The following is a 17900-nucleotide window of genomic DNA, read 5'->3' as shown; positions in this document are numbered from 1 at the left end:
CAGGTCCAGCTCGGAGAGGGACAGGAAGGGGCCCGCCCGGGCTTCCCCTGGCGGGCCCCTTCGGCCTCCGGCCCGCCGTCAGCCGACGGTGACGGTGAACGGACCGGCCAGCACCGAGTAGCCGTCGTTGGCCAGGAGGTACGCGTCGTACCGGCCCGCGCCGCCGAGCTTGCCGCTGGCGAAGGTGAGGGCGCCGCTCTGGTTCGGGGCGTAGGACCAGGTGAGCGAGGAGCGGGAGCCCGGGGTGACGCCCGCCGGGTAGAAGCCGATCCAGTTCTTGGCCCCGGCCTGGGCGGCGGTCGGCAGGGCGTAGCGCAGGGTGAGGTTGCCGCCGGCGGCGACCGCGTTGAGGTCGCCGGTCAGGGTCGGACCGGTCGCGGTGGACGGCGCGAACGCGGCGTTCAGCGGCGTCGCGTAGGTGTCGTTGGCGGTCAGGCCGGGCAGCCCGAGGGCCGACTCGAAGGTCCGGCCGATGCCGTAGTGGTCGTAGTGCAGCGGGCTGCTGGTCCCGGCCGGGACGGTGCCCTGCGAGCCGACGACGACGGTGGCCACGTGGTCGTAGCCCTCGTTCTGGCTCTCGTCCCAGGTCAGCACGAGCAGCGAGCGCTGCTGGGTCCAGGCCGGGGAGGACAACACCGGGGCGAGGGTCTGCTGCAGCCAGCCGTCCTGGGCCTTGAGGCTGGTGGCGCTGCCGTTGCCGGAGGCCTCGCCGTCGTAGTAGTCGTCGGCGGCGATCCAGGAGAAGTTCGGCGTGGTGGCCGCCGACTTGAGGTCGGTGGTCAGCTGCGAGGTGTCGAACAGGTGGGCCGCGCAGCGGGCCGGATTGCCGCTGATGTCGGTGTAGTTGATGAACGGCGCGTCGTCGGGCATGTAGTAGCTGTCGTAGGTCTTGGTGGTGTTGCAGGGCGTGCCCATGCCCTGCTCGTAGGCCTTCCAGGTCTTGCCGGCGTCCTCGATGGTGTCGCCGAGGTTGCGCTGCGGGGAGTTGATGTTGGGCCAGTAGGTGGCGCCCTTGGTGTAGGTGTCGCCGCCCGCGATCGCCAGGTAGTTCTCGTCGCTGGGGTGGTAGACGCCGTGCGAGTCGGTGAGGGTGGCGCCCTGGGACATCAGGCTGTGGATGAACGGGGTGTCCGCCGGGTCGTTCATGATCTGGGAGTAGTCGGTGTTCTCCATCATGACGGTGAACACGTGGTCGTAGCCCGGGACCTTGGAGACCGGCGGGGCGATCGGCGCGGGCGCGGCGACCGGGGTGTCGAGGGTGAGCGAGAGGTTGTCCAGGTAGCCGGTCTCGTTCGTGGTGGAGAGGAACTGCACCTCGACCTGGATCGAGCGGGTCCCGGCCGGGACGGCGCCGGTGGCGCTGCGGGAGAGGAACTTGGTGCCCAGGCCGCGGTCGGTCGCCGAGACGGTCGGCAGCTTGGCGGTGGCGCCGAGCGGGTTGCCGCCGGCGTCCTGGAAGTGCAGGCTGACCGCGGCGTAGCCGCCGTACGTGGTCCAACCGCCCAGCCAGCCCGCCAGGTTGTAGTGCACGCCGCCGCCGTCGATCGAGCCGGCCGCCGAGGAGACGTCGACGGTCTGGCTCATCGAGCCGTCCCCGAAGTTGCCCGGTGCGAAGAAGGCCTTGCCGGCGGTCTGCCCGTCGTTCGGCAGGCCGAAGGAGCCGACCGTGGAGCACATCACGTCGATGCCGCCGGCCTGGACGGTCCAGCCCGGGACGGTGGTGGCGGCGCTCCAGTCGTTGGTGCAGTAGCCGCCGGCCTCGGCGTCGCCGTTGACGATCAGGTTGCCGCTGCCGCTCGCGGCCCGGGCGTCGGCGGGGGCGCCGACGACCAGCGCGCCGACGAGCGGGAGGGTGGCGAGCAGTCCGCCGAAGGGGCTCCAGCGCAGTCGCATGGGGGTACCTCGTCCCGTTCCGTTGGTTGCGTGAGGGTGGGTGCCGGTGGCGGTGCACCACGGGCGGGACACAGAAGTACCGGTTCCGCGCCGCCCGGGGAAGGGCGCGCGGGCGAACACGGGCCGAACTTGGTCAGACAACTTCGCGCAGCGGGCCCCGCGCACGGGGCGTCAGGCAGGAACGGGCCTCAGGAGCAGGCCCAGGGAGCGGGCCTCAGGAACAAGCCTCGCGAACGGGCCTCACGAGCGCGTGAAGGTCCCGAGGCCGTCCACGTCCAGTTGCTCGACCACCAGCTTGGCGGCCCGCCCGTCGCCGCCGACCGTGAAGGTCACCCCGGACAGGCCGACCGCGTTCTCCCCCTTGCTGGCGAAGCTGAACACGTCGCCGTCGAAGTGCGTCAGCGGGTACCGCAGCCCGGCGGGCCCCACCGTCATCACCAGCCCGCCGTCCTGCTCGCTGACGGCCAGCGGCCCGTAGTAGCCGCTGCCGTACGTCCCGACGTAGGCGGAGTTCGGCTTGGCCGGGGCGGCGCCGGCCGGGGGCTTGGTGTAGTCGGTCTTCGAGACGGGGCTCGCCCCGGCGGCGGGCACCACCTTGCCGAGGAAGGACAGCCAGTCGACCGTCTCGTGACCGTTCTGGGCGAGGTCGAAGAACTCCTCGGCGATCGCCTCCGGCACGCCGGTCGGCTGGCCGTTGGTCAGCACCACGATCCCCAGCTGCTCGGAGGGCAGCAGGGTCACCGTGGTCGCCGCGCCCAGCTCGAAGCCGCCGGAGTGGTTCAGCCGCAACCGTCCTTCGGCGTCGGTGTTCACGTTCCAGCCGAGGCCGTAGAAGCCCGCGGGGGCGGCCGGCGCCCTCGGCGGGCTGTTGACGTAGTGCGGGGTGCGGGTCTCGTTCAGGGCGGCCGGGTCGATCACCGCCCGGCCTTCGAACTTGCCGTCGGCGAGCTGCAACCGCATCCACCGGGCGAGGTCCTGCACGGTGGAACTCACCCCGCCGGCCGGGGACTGCGAGTCGGCGTCCTCGGTGGTGCTGACCTGCCAGCCGCCGTCCGTCTTCACGTGCGGCGCCGCCTTGTTGCCCGCGGCGTCGTAGTCGGAGCGCCGCGAGCTGGTGGAGTTCATCCCCAGCGGCTTGTAGAGGACGTCCGCCGCGAGGTCCTCCCAGGCCACCCCCTTGGCCTTGGCGACGGCCACCGCCGCCTCGGTCAGGCCGTAGTTGGTGTAGGCGTAGCTCGCCCGGAACGGGCTGAGCGGCTGGTCGCGCAGGTGCTGGACGATGTAGTCGCGCTGGTAGCCGAGGTCCTGCAGCAGGTCACCGGCGTGGTCCGGCAGGCCGCTGCGGTGCGAGAACAGGTCGGCGATCGTCACGTGCTCCGTCACGTACGGGTCGGCCAGCGCGAAGCCCGGGTCGTGGGCGGTGACCGGGTCGTCCCAGGTGGCGACCTTCTGGCCGACCGCCCCGGCGACCACCGTCGAGGAGATCGGCTTGGAGACCGAGGCCAGCTGGAACACGGTGTCCGGGTCCACCTGGTCGGGCTTGCCGAGCTGCCGGACGCCGAAGCCCTTCGCGTGGATCACCTTGTCCTGGTACACCACGGCGATCGCCACCCCGGGGACGCCGGTCTTCGCCATGGCGTCCTGTACGTAGCCGTCGATCCGGCCGACGGCGGCGTTCACCTGCTGGTCCGTCAGCTGCGGCGCCGGCTGGGCGGGCGGCGCGGTGGCCGGGGCGGAGGAGGGAGACGAGGCGGAGGAGGCGGACGGCGTGGGCGCGGCCTCCGGGTCGGTGGCGGCCGCCGAGGTGCACCCGGCGAGCAGCGGGCCGCTCAGCAGCAGGGCCGCCAGCGCCGGTCCGCCCACCGCCCGGCCGGAGCCGTGGGCGGTACGGCCGGCGGTGCGGCCGGCGGTGCGGCCGGCTGCGCGGTGGGCTGCGCGGTGGGCTGCGCCGTGACGATCCATCGGGGGTCCTCCTCGTCCGGGCGGCGCGGCACCAGGCCCGTCGGTGCCGCCGTCCGCCGTACGGCGGGAGTGTGGACGGCGGCACGCGCCCCCGGCCGCCGCCGCGCGCTGTCCCCCACGCAATCCACCCGTCCGGCGGCAGGCCGCGGCGCAGCGCGGTGGGCTCCGGGCCGCCGGGGGTCTGGTCACGCGTGCCCGGGCCTGCCAAGCTCTCAGGCGCCAACTGCCCCGAACGATCAGGAGGACGACTGATGCGACTGTTCGGACCGAGACGGTCCCTGTCCCGCTGGCTCACGGCGGCGGCTCAGTTACTGGGCGCCCTGACCCTCGCGGGTGCCCCGGCCGCGCAGGCGGCCCAACCCGCCCAGCTGACCCAACCCGCCCAGCTGACCCAGCCCGCCCGGCCCGCCCAAGCCGTCCAGGCCGCGCCGCAGGCCGACGGCACGACGACGATCTGCGGCTACACCCCGGTGCCCACCGGCTGGGTGATCGTCAGTGAGCAGTGGTCCGGGTGCAGCGGCTACGGGTTGTTCACCATCGCCGACGCCTCGGCCCTGACCTCCGTCCAGGCCTGCTCGAACGGGCCGGTGCCCGGCGGCTGGGTGATCACCGCGATGCAGAGCGGCGCCGGCACCTGCGGGAGCTACCCGCTGTACTCGCTGCTCAAGGTCACCACCCAGACCGTCCTCCAGGACTGCGGGCAGTCCCCGATCCCGCCGGGCTGGGTGATCACCGCCATCCAGACCGTCTCCCCGGCCTGCGGCACCTACAGCACGTACACCCTCGTCCCGCTGGGCGACCGGACCAGCGTCCAGGCCTGCGGCAACTGGCCCGTTCCCAGCGGGTGGGTGATCACCGCGACCCAGAACGGCGCCGGCTGCGGCAACTACCCGTTGTACTCGCTGCTCAAGGTCACCACCCAGACCACCCTCCAGGACTGCGGACAGTCCGCCCTCCCCAGCGGCTGGGTGATCACGGCCATCCAGACCAACTCCGCGGCCTGCGGCACCTACGGGACGTACACCATCGTCCAGTTGTCGAACCAGAGCAGCATCCAGGCCTGCGGGAACTCGCCCGTTCCCAGCGGGTGGGTGATCACCGCGACCCAGAACGGCGCCGGGTGCGGCAACTACCCGCTGTACTCCCTGTTGAAGGTCACCACCCAGACCACCCTCCAGGACTGCGCGCAGTCCGCCGTCCCGGCGGGCTGGGTGATCACCGCGATCCAGAGCAACTCCTCGCTCTGCGGCACCTACGGGACGTACACCATCGTCAAGGTCACCGACCAGACCAGCATGCAGGTCTGCGGGCCGTCCACGATCCCGGCCGGCTGGGTCGTCAGCAGGCAGGGCTCCGGCGCCCAGTGCGGCGTCTACGTCGTCTACACCATCACCAAATCGGCCTGATCCGGCCGTAGTTCGGCCTCCCACCCACCCCGGACCGCCCTCGTCCGCCCCGTCCGCCCCCCGGCCGGATGGGGCCGGCCCGGGGCGGTCACCTGAGCGCGGCCACCCGGTCGTCCGTGCCGAAGGTGCGGCGGTAGGAGGCGGGTGAGATGCCGAAGGCCGCCCGCATGTGGGCGCGCAGGGAGTTCGCGGTGCCGAAGCCCGCCCGGTGGGCGACCAGGTCGATGGACAGGTCCGTGGTCTCCAGGAGCTGTTTGGCCAGTTCGAGCCGCTGGGCGGTGAGCCACTGGACCGGGGTCATGCCGACCTCGTCGCGGAAGCGCCGGGTGAAGGAGCGCAGGCTCATCCGGGCGTGCTCGGCGAGCCTGGTGAGGGGCAGCGGTTCATGGAGGTGGGCGAGCGCCCAGGCCCGGGTGGCGGTGGTGCCCGCGATGGTGGGGTCGGGGACGGGACGGTCGATGTACTGGGCCTGCCCGCCGTCCCGCCACGGCGGCACGACGCACATCCGGGCGACCCGGTTGGCGGTGGCCGCGCCGTGGTCGCGGCGGATCAGGTGCAGGCAGAGGTCGACGCCCGCGGCCACCCCGGCGGAGGTGAGCACGTCGCCGTCGTCGACGAAGAGCACCTCCTCGTCGACCTTGACCGCGGGGTAGGCCCGGCGGAACTCGGGGGCGAGGTTCCAGTGGGTGGTGGCCGGCCGGCCGTCGAGCAGTCCGGCCGCGGCGAGCACGTAGGAGCCCGAGCAGATCGACACCAACCGGGTGCCGGGGCGGATGCGGGCGACGGCCGCGGTGACCTCGGGCGGCAGCGGGCCGCCGCCGGCCAGCTCGGGCATGGCATGGGTGGGCGGGATGACCACGGTGTCCGCCGCGGCCAGGGCTTCGGGGCCGGCGGCCGGCTGCACGGTGAAACCCGCGTCGCTGAGGACGGCGGCCCCGTCGGCGGTGCAGACCGTGACCTCGTAGAGCCGGCGGCCCTCGGCGTCCTCCGCACTGCCGAACACCCGGGACGGGATGCCCAGCTCGAACGGCGGGACCCCGGGCAGGGCCAGCACCGCGACCCGGTGCGGATCGGGCGCCATCGGCGCCGGGTTCGAGCAGTTCCGTGGTGCCTCCGGCCGGATCGTTGCCATGGCCAGATCCTGTCACATAGTGGCCGGACGGCCAACCCCGCGCCGGCTCCGCTCGCGGCATGGTTGACCTCGTTGCGCCGGGCAGACCCGGCGGTGGAACGGATCGACCGGATCCGACGAGAGCAAGGCGTACGGACATGCGTGCAGTCGTGGTGGAGCAGTGGGGCGGCCCGGAGCAGCTGGTGGAGCGGGAGCTGGCGCGGCCCGAGCCCGGGATGAACGAGGTCCTGGTGAAGGTGCACGCGGCCGGGGTGAACCCGGTGGACTGGAAGACCAGGGCCAGCGGGGCGCTCATCGAGTGGGGCGAGGTGCCGGTGGTCGGCTGGGACGTCTCCGGCACGGTGGAGGCCGTCGGCCCCGGGGTGAGCAACCACCGCCCCGGCGACGAGGTCTACGGGATGCCGCTGTTCCCGCGCCAGGCGGGCGGGTACGCCGAGTACGTCGTCGCCCCGGCCCGGCACCTCGCCCCGAAGCCGGCCGGACTGACGCACGTGGAGGCGGCGGCGCTGCCGCTGGCCGGGCTGACCGCCTGGCAGGCCCTGGTCGACGCCGCCGACGTGCGTCCCGGCGAGCGGGTGCTGGTGCACGCGGCGGCCGGTGGCGTCGGCCACCTGGCGGTCCAGATCGCGAAGGCGCGCGGCGCGTACGTCATCGGCACGGCCAGCGCGGGCAAGCACGACCTGCTGCGCGAACTGGGTGCGGACGAGGTGGTCGACTACCGCGCGGTCCGCTTCGAGGAGGCCGTGTCCGAGGTGGACGTGGTGCTCGACGGGCTCGGCGGCGAGACCGCCGAGCGCTCCCTGCAGGTGCTGCGTCCCGGCGGCCGGCTGATCACCCTGCCCGGCCCGGGCGACGTCCCGGCGGCGCGGGACGGCGTCAGTGCGAGCTGGGTCCTGGTCGAGCCCGACCACCTGGGCCTGCGCGAGCTCACCGCCCTGGCCGAGCGGGGCGCGCTGCGGCCCGTGGTCGAGGCGGTCCTCCCGCTCGACCAGGCGGCGAAGGCCCATGAGCTCGGCGAGCAGGGCCGCACCACCGGCAAGATCGTCCTGACCGTCGTCTGACGGCCCTCGGCCTCGGCGGCTTCGTGGCGGACGGCCTCCAGGCCGGTCTCGGCGCCAGGCAGGCCGGTTTCGGCGCCAGGCAGGCCGGTCGAGCGCTACGCCTCCGGCCCGTACGCGCCGAGGCCCTGGCAGACCAGGCCGTCGCGGAAGGTGAGCACCTCCGCGACGGCCCGGCCGCGCTCGTTGCGGTAGTTGATGACGAGGGTGTCCACGGAGGCCCGGACGTCCTCGACGGTGAAGTGCAGGTCGGGCAGGTGCTGGAGGCCCTTCGACCAGTAGACGCGCAGGGCCTCCTTGCCGCGCACCTCGCCGGACGGGTCGCCGATCAGCTCGACGATCCGGGGCGAGGCGAAGACGACGTCCTCGGTGAAGTGGGCGAGGATGCGCTCCAGGTCGTGGGAGTTCCAGGCGGCGGCCCAGTCCTGGGCGAAGCGGGTGGCGAAGTCGTGGTCCATGGCCCGGAGGCTACGACAACCGGCCCTCCCCCGCCCGCCGTTCCGGGATCCGGTCACGCCTCCCGCGCCAGCAGCGGCACCCGTACCTGGTTGAACCCGTAGTAGACGGCCAGCAGTCCGTGGACGGCGAGGGCCGCCGGGGCGGAGAGGAAGGCCAGCGCGACGGTGAGCGGGTAGACCACCAGCCCCAGTTCGAACCGCCACCGGGCCGCCCGGGCGGCCGGCACGTCCACCCGCTCGTCGAAGCACCGGCCGGTGCGCGTGACGTGGTTCCAGAAGGCGGAGAACAGCGCCGACTGGCCGACCATCACCGCGCCGTACACGGCCGCCGCGACGTTCGCCGCCGAGCCGTTGCGCAGGTTCTGCGCGACCACGGCGGTCGGGAACGGCAGCACCGAGATCAGCATGAGCAGCAGCAGGTTGAGGAACATCAGCGTCCGGTCGACCCGCGCGAGGTGGGCGAACAGGGTGTGGTGGTTCACCCAGACCACGCCGATCACCAGGAAGCTCACCACGTACGCGAAGTACGACGGCCACTGCGCCCCGAGCGCCCGCCACAGCTCCGCCGCCCCGTGCGCCTGCGGGATCTTGATCTCCAGCACCAGCAGGGTGATCGCGATCGCGAACACCCCGTCGCTGAACGCCTCGATCCGGCCCGTGTCCCTGGTCTCCACCGGCAGAGCATCTCAGCCGGGCGGCCGCACCCCGCCGCACAACGCGCCAGGAGACCGATCCGCCCCGGTGCATGGAAGGGCGATTACGGGGCAAACGCAGACGAACAGGCGGTGGCACCACGCCACCGACGGACGACGGACCACGGACCACGGGAGGACCGCATGGGCAGCCTGTCGAACAAGGCGCAGGAACTGGCCGGGAAGGCCAAGGAGAAGGCCGGGGACGCAACCGGCGACCAGAAGCTCAAGGGCGAGGGCCAGGCCGATCAGGTCGAGTCGAAGGTCAAGCAGGCCGCGGACGACGTCAAGGACGCCGCGCGCGGCGCCGCCGACCGGGTCGAGGGCGCCCTCAGGCGCGACCGCTGACGGCGGCACCCGATGCCGGGCACGAGCCCGACGGCGGACACGAAGAGACGAAGGGGAAGGGGAACGACATGGCACTGCTCCTGTTCATCCTGCTCATCGCGGTGGTGTTCGGCTTCGTGGGTGTCCTGGTGAAGGGGCTGCTGTGGCTGCTCCTGATCGGGATCGTCCTCTTCGTGGGCGGCCTGGTGTTCGGCGGCCTGCGACTCGGCAGCCGCCGGGCCGGGAGGTAGCACGGACCAACCGGGGCGAGGCCGGAGCCGGGACCGGGGCCGGGGTCGACCGGTCGGCCCCGGCCCCCCGCCGCCGCCCCCGCCGGAAGTCCTGCCCCTGAATCACCGACCCCAGGCGCGACACCGCCCCCGCGCGGGGGCGGGCCCGGCAGCCGTGCGCCGGGCCCGCCCCCGAACTCTCGTGCTCAGCCCGTGAGTTCGGCCCGCAGGCGGCGGGCGGCGCCGACCAGGCTCTCCAGCGAGGCGCGGGTCTCGGGCCAGCCGCGGGTCTTGAGGCCGCAGTCGGGGTTGACCCAGAGCCGCTCGGCGGGGATCGCCGCGAGACCGGCCCGGAGCAGCTCGACGGCCTCCTCGGTGCTCGGCACGCGCGGGGAGTGGATGTCCCAGACGCCCGGGCCGACCTCGCGCGGGTACCCGGCGGCGGCCAGCTCCCCGGCGACCTCCATGTGCGAGCGGGCGGCCTCCAGGGAGATGACGTCGGCGTCGAGGTCGTCGATCGCGGTCATGATCGCGCCGAACTCGGCGTAGCACATGTGGGTGTGCACCTGGGTGTCGGCGCGCACACTTGAGGTGGCCAGCCGGAAGGCCTCGGTGGCCCAGTCCAGGTAGGCCGGGCGGCCGGCGGCGCGCAGCGGCAGGGTCTCGCGCAGGGCCGGTTCGTCCACCTGGACGACGGCGGCGCCGGCGGCCTCCAGGTCGGTGACCTCGTCGCGCAGGGCGAGGGCGACCTGCCGGGCGGTCTCGGCGAGCGGCTGGTCGTCGCGGACGAAGGACCAGGCGAGCATGGTGACCGGGCCGGTCAGCATGCCCTTGACCGGACGGTCGGTGAGGTCCTGGGCGTAGCGGAACCAGTCGACGGTCATCGGGTGCGGGCGGGAGATGTCCCCGGCCAGCACCGGCGGCCGGACGCAGCGGGTGCCGTAGGACTGCACCCAGCCGTGCCGGGTGGCCAGGTAGCCGGTGAGCTGCTCGGCGAAGTACTGGACCATGTCGTTGCGCTCGGGCTCGCCGTGCACCAGGACGTCCAGCCCGGCCTTCTCCTGGTAGGCGATGACCTCGCGGACCTCCGCCGCCATCCGCTCCCGGTACGCGGCGGCGTCGATCCGCCCGGCGGTCAGGTCGGCGCGGGCGACGCGCAGTTCGGTGGTCTGCGGGAAGGAGCCGATGGTGGTGGTCGGCAGCAGCGGCAGTGCGAGCCGGGCCCGCTGGGCCTCGGCCCGTACGGGGTAGGGCTGGGCGCGCCGGGCGTCGCCCGGGGTGACGGCCGCGGCGCGGGCGCGGACGGCCGGGTCCCGGGTGATCGGCGAGGTGGCGCGGGAGGCCAGGTCGGCGCGGTTGGCGGCGAGTTCGGCGGTGATCGCGCCGGTGCCCTCGCGCAGGGCGCGGGCCAGCAGGGCGGCCTCGGTGGCCTTCTGCTTGGCGAAGGCCAGCCAGCGGGCGATCTGCGGGTCGATGTCGCGTTCGAGGGTGGCGTCGATCGGCACGTGCAGCAGCGAGCAGGACGGCGCGACGTCGACCCGGTCGGCGAGCCCGAGCAGGGTGGCCAGGGTGGCCAGCGAGGCGCCCAGGTCGTTGATCCAGATGTTGCGCCCGTCGATCACCCCGGCGACCAGGCGCTTGCCGGGCAGCCCGCCGACGGCGGCGAGGTCCTCCAGGTTGGCGGCGGCCGGCCCGGTGAAGTCCAGCGCCAGGCCCTCCACCGGGGCCTTGGCCAGCACCGCCAGGGCGTCGCCGAGGCGGTCGAAGTAGCTCGCGACCAGCAGCTTCGGCCGCTCGGTCCGCGCGCCCAGCTCGCGGTAGGCCCGGGCGGCGGCGTTGAGCTCGGCCGGGGTCCGGTCCTGGACGAGCGCGGGCTCGTCCAGCTGCACCCACTGCGCGCCCGCGGCCCGGAGTGCCGCGAGCAGCTCCGCGTAGACGGGCAGCAGCCGGTCCAGCAGGGTGATCGGCTGGAAGTCGGGGGCCACCCCGGGCGTCGGCTTGGCGAGCAGCAGGTAAGTGACCGGTCCGACCAGCACCGGACGGGCGTCGTGGCCGAGCGCGAGGGCCTCCTCGAACTCGGCGACGGCCTTGGCCGGGTTCGCGGCGAAGGCGGTGTCCGGACCCAACTCCGGGACGAGGTAGTGGTAGTTGGTGTCGAACCACTTGGTCATCTCCAGCGGAGCGACGTCCTGGTTGCCGCGCGCCATGGCGAAGTAGCCGTCCAGCGGGTCGGCGTCGACCGCCTCCCGGTGCCGCGGCGGGATCGCGCCGACCGCCACGGTGGTGTCCAGCACGTGGTCGTAGAGCGAGAAGTCGCCGGTCGGGACCTCCTCGATGCCGGAGTCGGCGAGCTGCTGCCAGTTCCCCCGGCGCAGGTCGGCGGCGGTGGCCAGCAGTGCCTCGGCGGTGACGGCGCCCTTCCAGTAGCCCTCGATCGCCTTCTTCAACTCCCGGCCCCGGCCCTGCCGGGGGTAGCCGTGGGCGGTGGCGAGGGTCGCCGCGGCTGCGGACTTCGTGGTCAAGGGACTCTCCTTCGCGAGTCTGATTCCTCAAGTGCCCGGCGACGGGGGCGAGGACGCGAAGGGACGACGGACCGGACGGGCGCCCGTACACGGGTACGGCTCCGTCTGGTGTGGTCGCCGACCCGCCCTCGAGGTCACCGGATGGCCGCGCGCGAACGGTCGCGCCCGGGCAGTGGCAGGTCTTCGGACTCGCGGGCCCGCCCGTCCTCGTCGAGGACCGGCACCTACTGGCCGTCGCTTCCCAGACCCGACCCGGGCCCAGTGCGTATGACGGCGGTCGTTCCCGCTCACCGCTGCGGGGCAGTCCCGGACTGGCCTGTTGAAAGGCGTCACCGGGTTCCCTCTTACGACGCCCCGCCTGGCGGACGGGGCGAACCAGCTGCACCTGCCACCCTACGTCCGGCCCGCCGGTTTCCGGCCGGAGAACCGCGCAATCGTCCGCATGGTGAGACAGCGCCGGCCCGCCGAGCGGGGCGCGCGGATCTTCCCGCACTCCGGGTGCGACGTTCACGAAGTGGTGACGATGGGTAGTCGAAGGAGTGCCGAGAGCAGCCGAGTTGGGGGGTGGTCCAGGGAGCGACGATGCGGGAACACGAGGAGAGCGGTGCGCGGGCCGGGACGGACGGGCCGGACGGTTCGCGGGTGCCGTCGCAGGGCGGACCGGGCGCGGCCGAGGAGGCCGATCCCGGCTCCGGAAGACCGCCCCGGGCGGTGGGTGGCGCGGTCCGCTGGCCGGAGCAGATGCTGCCGCTGCTGCGTTCCCCGAACTCCGCCCACCCGGCGGCCGGGCACGGCGAGGAGGAGGACGAGGGTGCGGCCGAGCCGGGGCCCGCCGCGGTCGCCGCCGTGCTCGGACTCGCGCTGCTGGTGGGCGAGTTGATGCTGACCTGTGGCGAGGGCGCCGAGGACGTCGAGGCGGCGATGCTCGCCGTGGCGCGCACCTACCGGGTCCGTCCCTGCGACCCCCAGGTCGCCTTCACCCGGGTCGCGATCTCCTACCGGCCCGGCCACGGCGACCCGCCGGTGACGGCCGAACGCTTCGTCCGCCGCCCCACCGGGGACTACTCCGGGCTGGCCGCGCTGTTCCGGCTGGTCACCGAGATCACCGCGGGCGGGCTCGCCGTGGACGACGCCCACCGGCGGCTGCGCGCCGTGCGCCGGCACTGCCGCCACTACCCGGCCTGGGTCCTGGTCCTCTCCTCCGGCCTGCTGGCCGGCGCCGCCACCCTGCTGGTCGGCGGCCGGGCCGACGCCCGGGCCTGGCTGGTGTTCGTGAGCGCCGTGGTCACCACGGTGGTGGGCGGCGTGCTGGCCGACCGGGTCGAACGGCACGACCTGCCGGAGTTCTACCGGATCGCGGCGGCCGCGACCCCGGCCGCGGTGGTCGGCATCCTGATGTCCTTCAACCAGCTGCAGCTGCGCGGCTCGGTGGTGATCACCGGCGGGCTGTACGCGCTGCTGCCCGGCTGGCCGATGGTCGCGGCCGTGCAGGACGGCCTCGCGGGCTTCTACCTCACCGCCGCCGCACGGCTGTTGGAGGTGCTGTACCTGCTGGCGGGCGTGGTCGTCGGGGTGATGACCGTGCTCTACATCGGGGTCAACAACGGCGCGGACCTGGCCGCCGAGAGCGGCCCGGCCGCCACCTCCAACCCGCCGCTGCAACTCGCGGCCGCCGTCCTGCTCGCGCTGACCTTCGCGGTGCTGCTCAACACCGAGCCGACCACCCTGCCGGCCGTCCTGGTCAACAGCGCGGCGGGCTGGACCACGTACTCCGTGCTGGCCGACGCGGGCACGGAGCCGATCGTGGCCACCGGCCTGGCCGCCGTCCTGGTCGGCCTGTCCGGCCAGCTGATGGCCCGCTACCGGGGCGGCTCGGTGCTGCCGTACGTCACCGCGGCCCTCGGGTCGCTGCTGCCCGGGTCGCTGCTGTACTTCGGGCTGCTCGCCTTCGTCCGCGGCGAACCGGAGGCCGGCCTCGGCCGCCTCGGGCACGCCACCGCCACCGCGTTGTCCCTGGCCATCGGCGTCAACCTGGGCCGGGAGGCGGCCCGGCTGTTCCTCCCGGCGCGGCCGTCCGCCCCGGCCGTCCGGCACCGGGGCCGCCACCGGCGCTGAGGCACCTCGCCGGGCCGGCACCAGCCGCTTCGCGGGCCGCTGCGCGGGCCGCATAGAGTGCGCTGATCATTCCGACTGAAAGGCCACGGCGTCACGGTGACCGAGTCCCACCCCCACCTCCTGTTCTCCTTCGGCACGCTGCTGGACCAGCAGGTCCAGACCGCGCTCTTCGGACGCACCGTCGCGACCACCCCGGCGTCCCTGGCCGGGTACGCGACCAGGCCACTCACCATCACCGACGAGGCCGTGATCGCCACCAGCGGCCAGGACGTGCACCTGACCCTGGAACGCAGGCTCGGCAGCACGGTCGAGGGCGCCGTCCTGCGGCTGAACGACGAGGAACTGGCCGCGGCCGACGCGTACGAGGTCTCCGACTACGCCCGGCGACAGGTCCTGCTCACCTCGGGCGAGACCGCCTGGGCCTACCTGGACGCGAACCCGCTGCGCTCGGCGGCACGCATCGTCATCGTCGGCGACAGCATCGCCTACGGGCGCTGCGACCCCCAGGGCGGCTGGACCGGGCACCTGGCGGCGGCCCACATCGCGGCGGACGAGACCCGGAACCGGGTCTTCAACCTCGCAATCCCCGGCAGCACCCTGGCGGACGTCAGCGCGCAGACCCCCGCACTCCTGCCTCCCCGTCACCCGGACACGCTGATCGTGGCGGCGGGGATCAACGACTCCGCCCTGCCGCTCGCCGCGCCGGGCGACGACCACGACGGGCTCACCCACCTCACCGGCCACCTCGACTCGCTGGCCGCGACGGCCCGGCGGCACAACGCCCGTCTGGTCGTCGTCGGACCGGTCTGGCTCGACGAGACACGCACCGGCGACTACGAGGGCCTCCGCTTCACCACGGACCGGGCGCTCGCACTGCGCACGCTCCTCCGGACCTGGTGCGCGGACCACCACATCGACTTCCTCGACCTGTGGGAGCCGCTCCGCGACCTGCCCCACCTGCTCGTCGACGGCCTGCACCCCGACGCGGAGGGGCACAAGGAGCTCCACCGGTACCTGGACACCCTCGGCTGATCGCGGAGGGACCGGACCTGTCGGTGGTCGGCCCGAGCGGCTGCGGCTGACCATCCTGGTCGGCCCGTCCGTCCCCGGGGACGGACGGGCCCGGCGCGACGCACCGGGCCAGGCGGGCACGCAGGCTCCCGCGCCCTGTGAAGGCGACCTGGCCGTACCGGGCGAGCGATTCGTTCAAGACCTCGCGGCGACCGCCACCGAGACTGGCCCGCATGACCGATCGCGCCTTCACCCCCGCCGCCGGCCGCCTCGCCCCGCTGCGCCTCTACGACCCCATCGTCTCCCTCACCCGCGAACGCCTCTGGCGCAGCCTGCTCGCCATGCACGCGGCTCCGCGCCCCGACGACGTGATCGTCGACGTCGGCTGCGGCACCGGCTCGCTGGCGCTGCTCCTCAAACGCGTCGAACCGCGCACCCGCATCATCGGCATCGATCCCGACCCGGGCACGCTCGAACTGGCCCGCCGCAAGGCCGCCGCCACCGGCACCACCAACGGCACCGGCCCCGCCACCAGCACCACCAACGGCCCCACCAACGGCCCCGAGTGGCTGACCGGCATGGGCGACGCCGTCGCCGATCTGGTCGGCACCGAGGCCGCCGACACCGTCGTCTCCAGCCTCGTCCTGCACCAGTGCCCCGTCCCCGTGAAGCAGGCCGTCCTCGCGTCCATGCACGCGGCGCTGCGCCCCGGCGGCAAGCTGGTGATCGCCGACTACGGGCGCCAGCGCACACCGGCCATGCGCCTGGCCTTCCGCATCGTGCAGTTCGCGGACGGCAAGGAGGACACCCGGCCCAATGCGGACGGCATCCTGCCGCGGCTGATCGCCGAGGCCGGGTTCCGCGGCGTACGCGAGGCCGAGACGGTCGCGACGGTCACCGGCTCGATGTCGATCTACGTAGCCCACCGCGAGTAGGCCGAACGCGAGCCCGTCGGACGCGATTAGGCCGGCCGCGAGCCGGTCGGGCCCGGTCCAAGGGCGCCCGGGCCCGAGGCCCGCAGCACCGGCAGCACCCGCGACGGGGTCAGCCCGGTCATCTCCCGCATCTGCCGGGTGAAGTGCGCCTGGTCCGCGAAACCACCCGCCACCGCCGCCTCGGCGAGCGTGCACCCCTCGCCCAGCGCGTCGGCCGCGCGGGCCAGCCGTAACCAGATCCGCCAGCGCGACAGTGGCACCCCCAACTGCCGCCGGGCCAACGCCCGCAGCCGCTGCGGCGAGAGCCCGACCTGCGCGGCCAGCCCCGGCAGCGCGACCCGGTCGTCCGCGAGCGCCGCCATCGCCGCCCGCAGCCGCGCGTCCAGCTCGGCCGACGGCCGCACACCGGACGATCGGACGTCCGCCTCCGTCAACTCCCGCCACCGAGGCGCCACGCAGACGCCGTCGACGTGCTCCGCGCGAAGGCGGTCCGCAAACGCACAGCGCGGGTCGACGTAGAACACCAGCACCCGGCGGGTCGGCGCCATCCGGTGCCGCACCATCGGCGGCACCACCACCGCCTCGCCCCGGTGCCGGACCCCGCCCCCGTCCGCGATCGTCACCTCGCCGCCCGGCACCGCGACCGCGACCTGGAACGCGGCGTGCCGGTGCGGCGCGCTGTCCGCGAGCGGCCCCTGGTACAGCGCGTAGCCCGTCCCCACGACGAAGCGCGGCTCCGTCCCCACTGTCCCCTCCGGCTCCCACCGCTCCATCCGGAGCCCGATCGGCCGGAAATCACCGCCGCCACCGGGGCACCGTCAACTGCGCGCGCCAGGACCGGCGCCGAGGCGGCCGAGCATCGCCATCACCATGATCCGCATCTGCTTGTCGTTCGTCACCGCGCAGTGGGCGTCGACACCCCGCTCGTCCGGTTCCTCCTTCGGGTCGACCAGGCCCAGCCGGATCAGGTCGACGGCGTACTCCCGGCACTGGGCGTAGCTCTCGGTGGCACTCACCGCCTCGACGTGGTCGATGCGGGTCGGATCCCCGGCGCGCAGCAGCGCCGGGGTCGGTACCGGCCCCAGCACCTCCTCGAGCCACTCCGAGACCGTCTCCCGGGAACTGCCCCGCTCCAGCTCCGAAGCGGACGCGGCGGTGAGCGCCAGGTGGACGAGGAGCAACCCGAACCATCTGGCGACCTCGGCCGGAGGAGTGTCCCCACCATCCGGCGGCATCACGGCCCGGTACAGCCCGGCCAGATCATCGGTACTCGCGGCGGCGATGACGGCCTTCACGGCGCTGCCGAGCGCAGCCTCGTCGGTGCTCACGTCAGTGGTCCTCCCCACAATCGGCAGGCGCCAACTTACCGCCTCCACCGGGGAATCGGCACGACTCGACGATCGTTCACCCCCGGGCCGGACACACGTGCGAGGAGGGGCGGGAACGAGGCCGGGCGCCGCAGTCACATCCCCGACGTCCTGGCGCTGACCCGGTCGGGTTGATGGCTGACGGCTGGTCACCTACTGCAGCCACTCGGTGTACCACGTGCGAAAGCAGGGGCTCACTGGGACGAAGCCGCCCCAGTCCGGATCGATCTGCCAGACCTCGCCCTCTCGTGGGCCGTTCAGGATCAGCCTGAGGTAGCTGCCGCAGCCCTCTTCGGCCAGCATGAGCGTGCCCCCGGTCAGTTCACCGGTCGATGCGCCGATCCGGCCAGGCAGCGGTTCGGTGAGAAGGAACGGCTGGGCGAGTCGGCCCGGCAGCCGGTCTTCTTCCCACTCATCGTCCACCGCCCAGTCCTCGCCGGCCTCCGGGCGAGGGACGGTCAACGGCATCAACCCGTGGCCGGGCCCGGCAGGCCCGTTGCCCACCTCCGCGACGAAGGACCGGTACTCCGCTGACAGATTGATGCCGTGGACTTCCTCGAACGCCCTGATCTCCGCCTCCGGCAGAGCCGGCGCCAGCTCGTACCGGTGTGTACCCGCCCCGAAACGCGACCGCTCCGGGTCCCGTGCTGCCAGCTCCCGTATCCGAGCGCGTACACCGCTCTCGTCCCAGCCCTTCATCCACCGACCGTAGCAATGACGTCCGAGCCCGGTCCGCCGCACCTTCTCGCTCCCGCGCCACGATGAAAGATCCGGAGAAACCCATGGACCGGG

At 73.6% G+C, this 17900-nt stretch carries 16 protein-coding genes and 1 riboswitch; of the genes, 7 read left to right on the top strand and 9 right to left on the bottom strand.

The window, feature by feature from the left end; genetic code table 11:
• Window positions 1-78: 78 nt before the first annotated feature.
• Both AB0F71_RS20060 and AB0F71_RS20055 read right to left on the bottom strand, forming a co-directional pair.
• A complete protein-coding gene (locus tag AB0F71_RS20060) occupies window positions 79-1893 on the bottom strand; it encodes an alkaline phosphatase family protein (protein WP_360235943.1) in 1815 nt (604 codons plus the stop codon).
• Between the two features lie 240 nt (window positions 1894-2133).
• On the bottom strand, window positions 2134-3855 hold the full coding sequence (locus AB0F71_RS20055; protein WP_360235940.1) for a serine hydrolase: 1722 nt from the start codon (window positions 3853-3855) through the stop codon (window positions 2134-2136).
• A 251-nt stretch (window positions 3856-4106) separates the two neighbouring features.
• Between AB0F71_RS20055 and AB0F71_RS20050 the strand changes: the two genes are divergently transcribed.
• Entirely contained in the window at window positions 4107-5261 is a 1155-nt protein-coding gene (locus AB0F71_RS20050; protein WP_360235937.1) for a hypothetical protein, read from the top strand.
• 88 nt (window positions 5262-5349) lie between these two features.
• Here AB0F71_RS20050 and AB0F71_RS20045 read toward each other — a convergent pair whose 3' ends face one another.
• A complete protein-coding gene (locus tag AB0F71_RS20045) occupies window positions 5350-6342 on the bottom strand; it encodes a helix-turn-helix domain-containing protein (protein ID WP_360236011.1) in 993 nt (330 codons plus the stop codon).
• A gap of 188 nt (window positions 6343-6530) precedes the next feature.
• Here AB0F71_RS20045 and AB0F71_RS20040 point away from each other — a divergent pair, with 188 nt between their 5' ends.
• Window positions 6531-7454, top strand: a complete 924-nt coding sequence (locus AB0F71_RS20040) for an NADP-dependent oxidoreductase (RefSeq protein WP_360235934.1) — start codon at window positions 6531-6533, stop codon at window positions 7452-7454.
• A gap of 95 nt (window positions 7455-7549) precedes the next feature.
• Here the strand turns inward: AB0F71_RS20040 and AB0F71_RS20035 are convergent, their stop codons facing one another.
• Window positions 7550-7909, bottom strand: coding sequence for a nuclear transport factor 2 family protein (locus AB0F71_RS20035; protein WP_360235931.1), 360 nt, complete (start codon window positions 7907-7909; stop codon window positions 7550-7552).
• 53 nt (window positions 7910-7962) lie between these two features.
• Window positions 7963-8583: a TMEM175 family protein gene (locus AB0F71_RS20030; protein WP_360235928.1), complete on the bottom strand. Its 621-nt coding sequence runs from the start codon at window positions 8581-8583 to the stop codon at window positions 7963-7965.
• A gap of 162 nt (window positions 8584-8745) precedes the next feature.
• Here AB0F71_RS20030 and AB0F71_RS20025 point away from each other — a divergent pair, with 162 nt between their 5' ends.
• Both AB0F71_RS20025 and AB0F71_RS20020 read left to right on the top strand, forming a co-directional pair.
• Window positions 8746-8949 carry a CsbD family protein gene (locus AB0F71_RS20025; protein ID WP_360235925.1) on the top strand — a complete coding sequence of 68 codons (204 nt, stop codon included), beginning with the start codon at window positions 8746-8748 and terminating at the stop codon, window positions 8947-8949.
• A 68-nt stretch (window positions 8950-9017) separates the two neighbouring features.
• On the top strand, window positions 9018-9179 hold the full coding sequence (locus AB0F71_RS20020) for a hypothetical protein (protein WP_360235922.1): 162 nt from the start codon (window positions 9018-9020) through the stop codon (window positions 9177-9179).
• 185 nt (window positions 9180-9364) lie between these two features.
• Here the strand turns inward: AB0F71_RS20020 and metE are convergent, their stop codons facing one another.
• Complete coding sequence (gene metE / locus AB0F71_RS20015) at window positions 9365-11680, bottom strand: 5-methyltetrahydropteroyltriglutamate--homocysteine S-methyltransferase (RefSeq protein WP_360235919.1); 2316 nt, start codon at window positions 11678-11680, stop codon at window positions 9365-9367.
• Between the two features lie 177 nt (window positions 11681-11857).
• Window positions 11858-12027, bottom strand: a riboswitch (cobalamin riboswitch).
• A gap of 235 nt (window positions 12028-12262) precedes the next feature.
• On the opposite strand from metE, the gene AB0F71_RS20010 reads away from it, so the two are divergent.
• The 3 genes from AB0F71_RS20010 (at window position 12263) to AB0F71_RS20000 (ending at window position 15741) form a co-directional block, all read left to right on the top strand.
• Window positions 12263-13795 (top strand): threonine/serine exporter family protein, encoded by a 1533-nt coding sequence (locus AB0F71_RS20010; RefSeq protein ID WP_360235916.1) that lies wholly within the window; start codon window positions 12263-12265, stop codon window positions 13793-13795.
• A gap of 96 nt (window positions 13796-13891) precedes the next feature.
• A complete protein-coding gene (locus AB0F71_RS20005) occupies window positions 13892-14827 on the top strand; it encodes a GDSL-type esterase/lipase family protein (RefSeq protein WP_360235913.1) in 936 nt (311 codons plus the stop codon).
• 212 nt (window positions 14828-15039) lie between these two features.
• Window positions 15040-15741: a class I SAM-dependent methyltransferase gene (locus tag AB0F71_RS20000; protein WP_360235910.1), complete on the top strand. Its 702-nt coding sequence runs from the start codon at window positions 15040-15042 to the stop codon at window positions 15739-15741.
• A 26-nt stretch (window positions 15742-15767) separates the two neighbouring features.
• On the opposite strand, the gene AB0F71_RS19995 is transcribed toward AB0F71_RS20000, so the two are convergent.
• The 3 genes from AB0F71_RS19995 to AB0F71_RS19985 form a co-directional block, all read right to left on the bottom strand.
• On the bottom strand, window positions 15768-16487 hold the full coding sequence (locus AB0F71_RS19995; protein ID WP_360235907.1) for a helix-turn-helix domain-containing protein: 720 nt from the start codon (window positions 16485-16487) through the stop codon (window positions 15768-15770).
• 72 nt (window positions 16488-16559) lie between these two features.
• Window positions 16560-17069 carry a hypothetical protein gene (locus tag AB0F71_RS19990; protein ID WP_360235904.1) on the bottom strand — a complete coding sequence of 170 codons (510 nt, stop codon included), beginning with the start codon at window positions 17067-17069 and terminating at the stop codon, window positions 16560-16562.
• 192 nt (window positions 17070-17261) lie between these two features.
• Entirely contained in the window at window positions 17262-17807 is a 546-nt protein-coding gene (locus tag AB0F71_RS19985) for an SMI1/KNR4 family protein (RefSeq protein ID WP_360235902.1), read from the bottom strand.
• Window positions 17808-17900 lie beyond the last annotated feature (93 nt).

This window comes from Kitasatospora sp. NPDC028055 (assembly GCF_040637885.1).
Classification (GTDB): Bacteria; Actinomycetota; Actinomycetes; order Streptomycetales; family Streptomycetaceae; genus Kitasatospora.
The sequence above is the reverse complement of the archived record's forward strand: the minus strand, read 5'-3'. Positions and strand labels throughout refer to the sequence as shown.

Bases quoted from the DNA above. Each gene is read 5' to 3' on its own strand.
- AB0F71_RS20050 (WP_360235937.1), top strand. From the start codon at position 4,107: ATGCGACTGTTCGGACCGAGACGGTCCCTGTCCCGCTGGCTCACGGCG.
- AB0F71_RS20025 (WP_360235925.1), top strand. From the start codon at position 8,746: ATGGGCAGCCTGTCGAACAAGGCGCAGGAACTGGCCGGGAAGGCCAAG.
- AB0F71_RS19985 (WP_360235902.1), bottom strand. From the start codon at position 17,807: ATGAAGGGCTGGGACGAGAGCGGTGTACGCGCTCGGATACGGGAGCTG.
- AB0F71_RS20040 (WP_360235934.1), top strand. From the start codon at position 6,531: ATGCGTGCAGTCGTGGTGGAGCAGTGGGGCGGCCCGGAGCAGCTGGTG.
- AB0F71_RS20060 (WP_360235943.1), bottom strand. From the start codon at position 1,893: ATGCGACTGCGCTGGAGCCCCTTCGGCGGACTGCTCGCCACCCTCCCG.
- AB0F71_RS20045 (WP_360236011.1), bottom strand. From the start codon at position 6,342: ATGGCGCCCGATCCGCACCGGGTCGCGGTGCTGGCCCTGCCCGGGGTC.
- AB0F71_RS20020 (WP_360235922.1), top strand. From the start codon at position 9,018: ATGGCACTGCTCCTGTTCATCCTGCTCATCGCGGTGGTGTTCGGCTTC.
- AB0F71_RS20055 (WP_360235940.1), bottom strand. From the start codon at position 3,855: ATGGATCGTCACGGCGCAGCCCACCGCGCAGCCCACCGCGCAGCCGGC.
- AB0F71_RS20035 (WP_360235931.1), bottom strand. From the start codon at position 7,909: ATGGACCACGACTTCGCCACCCGCTTCGCCCAGGACTGGGCCGCCGCC.
- AB0F71_RS20010 (WP_360235916.1), top strand. From the start codon at position 12,263: ATGCGGGAACACGAGGAGAGCGGTGCGCGGGCCGGGACGGACGGGCCG.
- AB0F71_RS20000 (WP_360235910.1), top strand. From the start codon at position 15,040: ATGACCGATCGCGCCTTCACCCCCGCCGCCGGCCGCCTCGCCCCGCTG.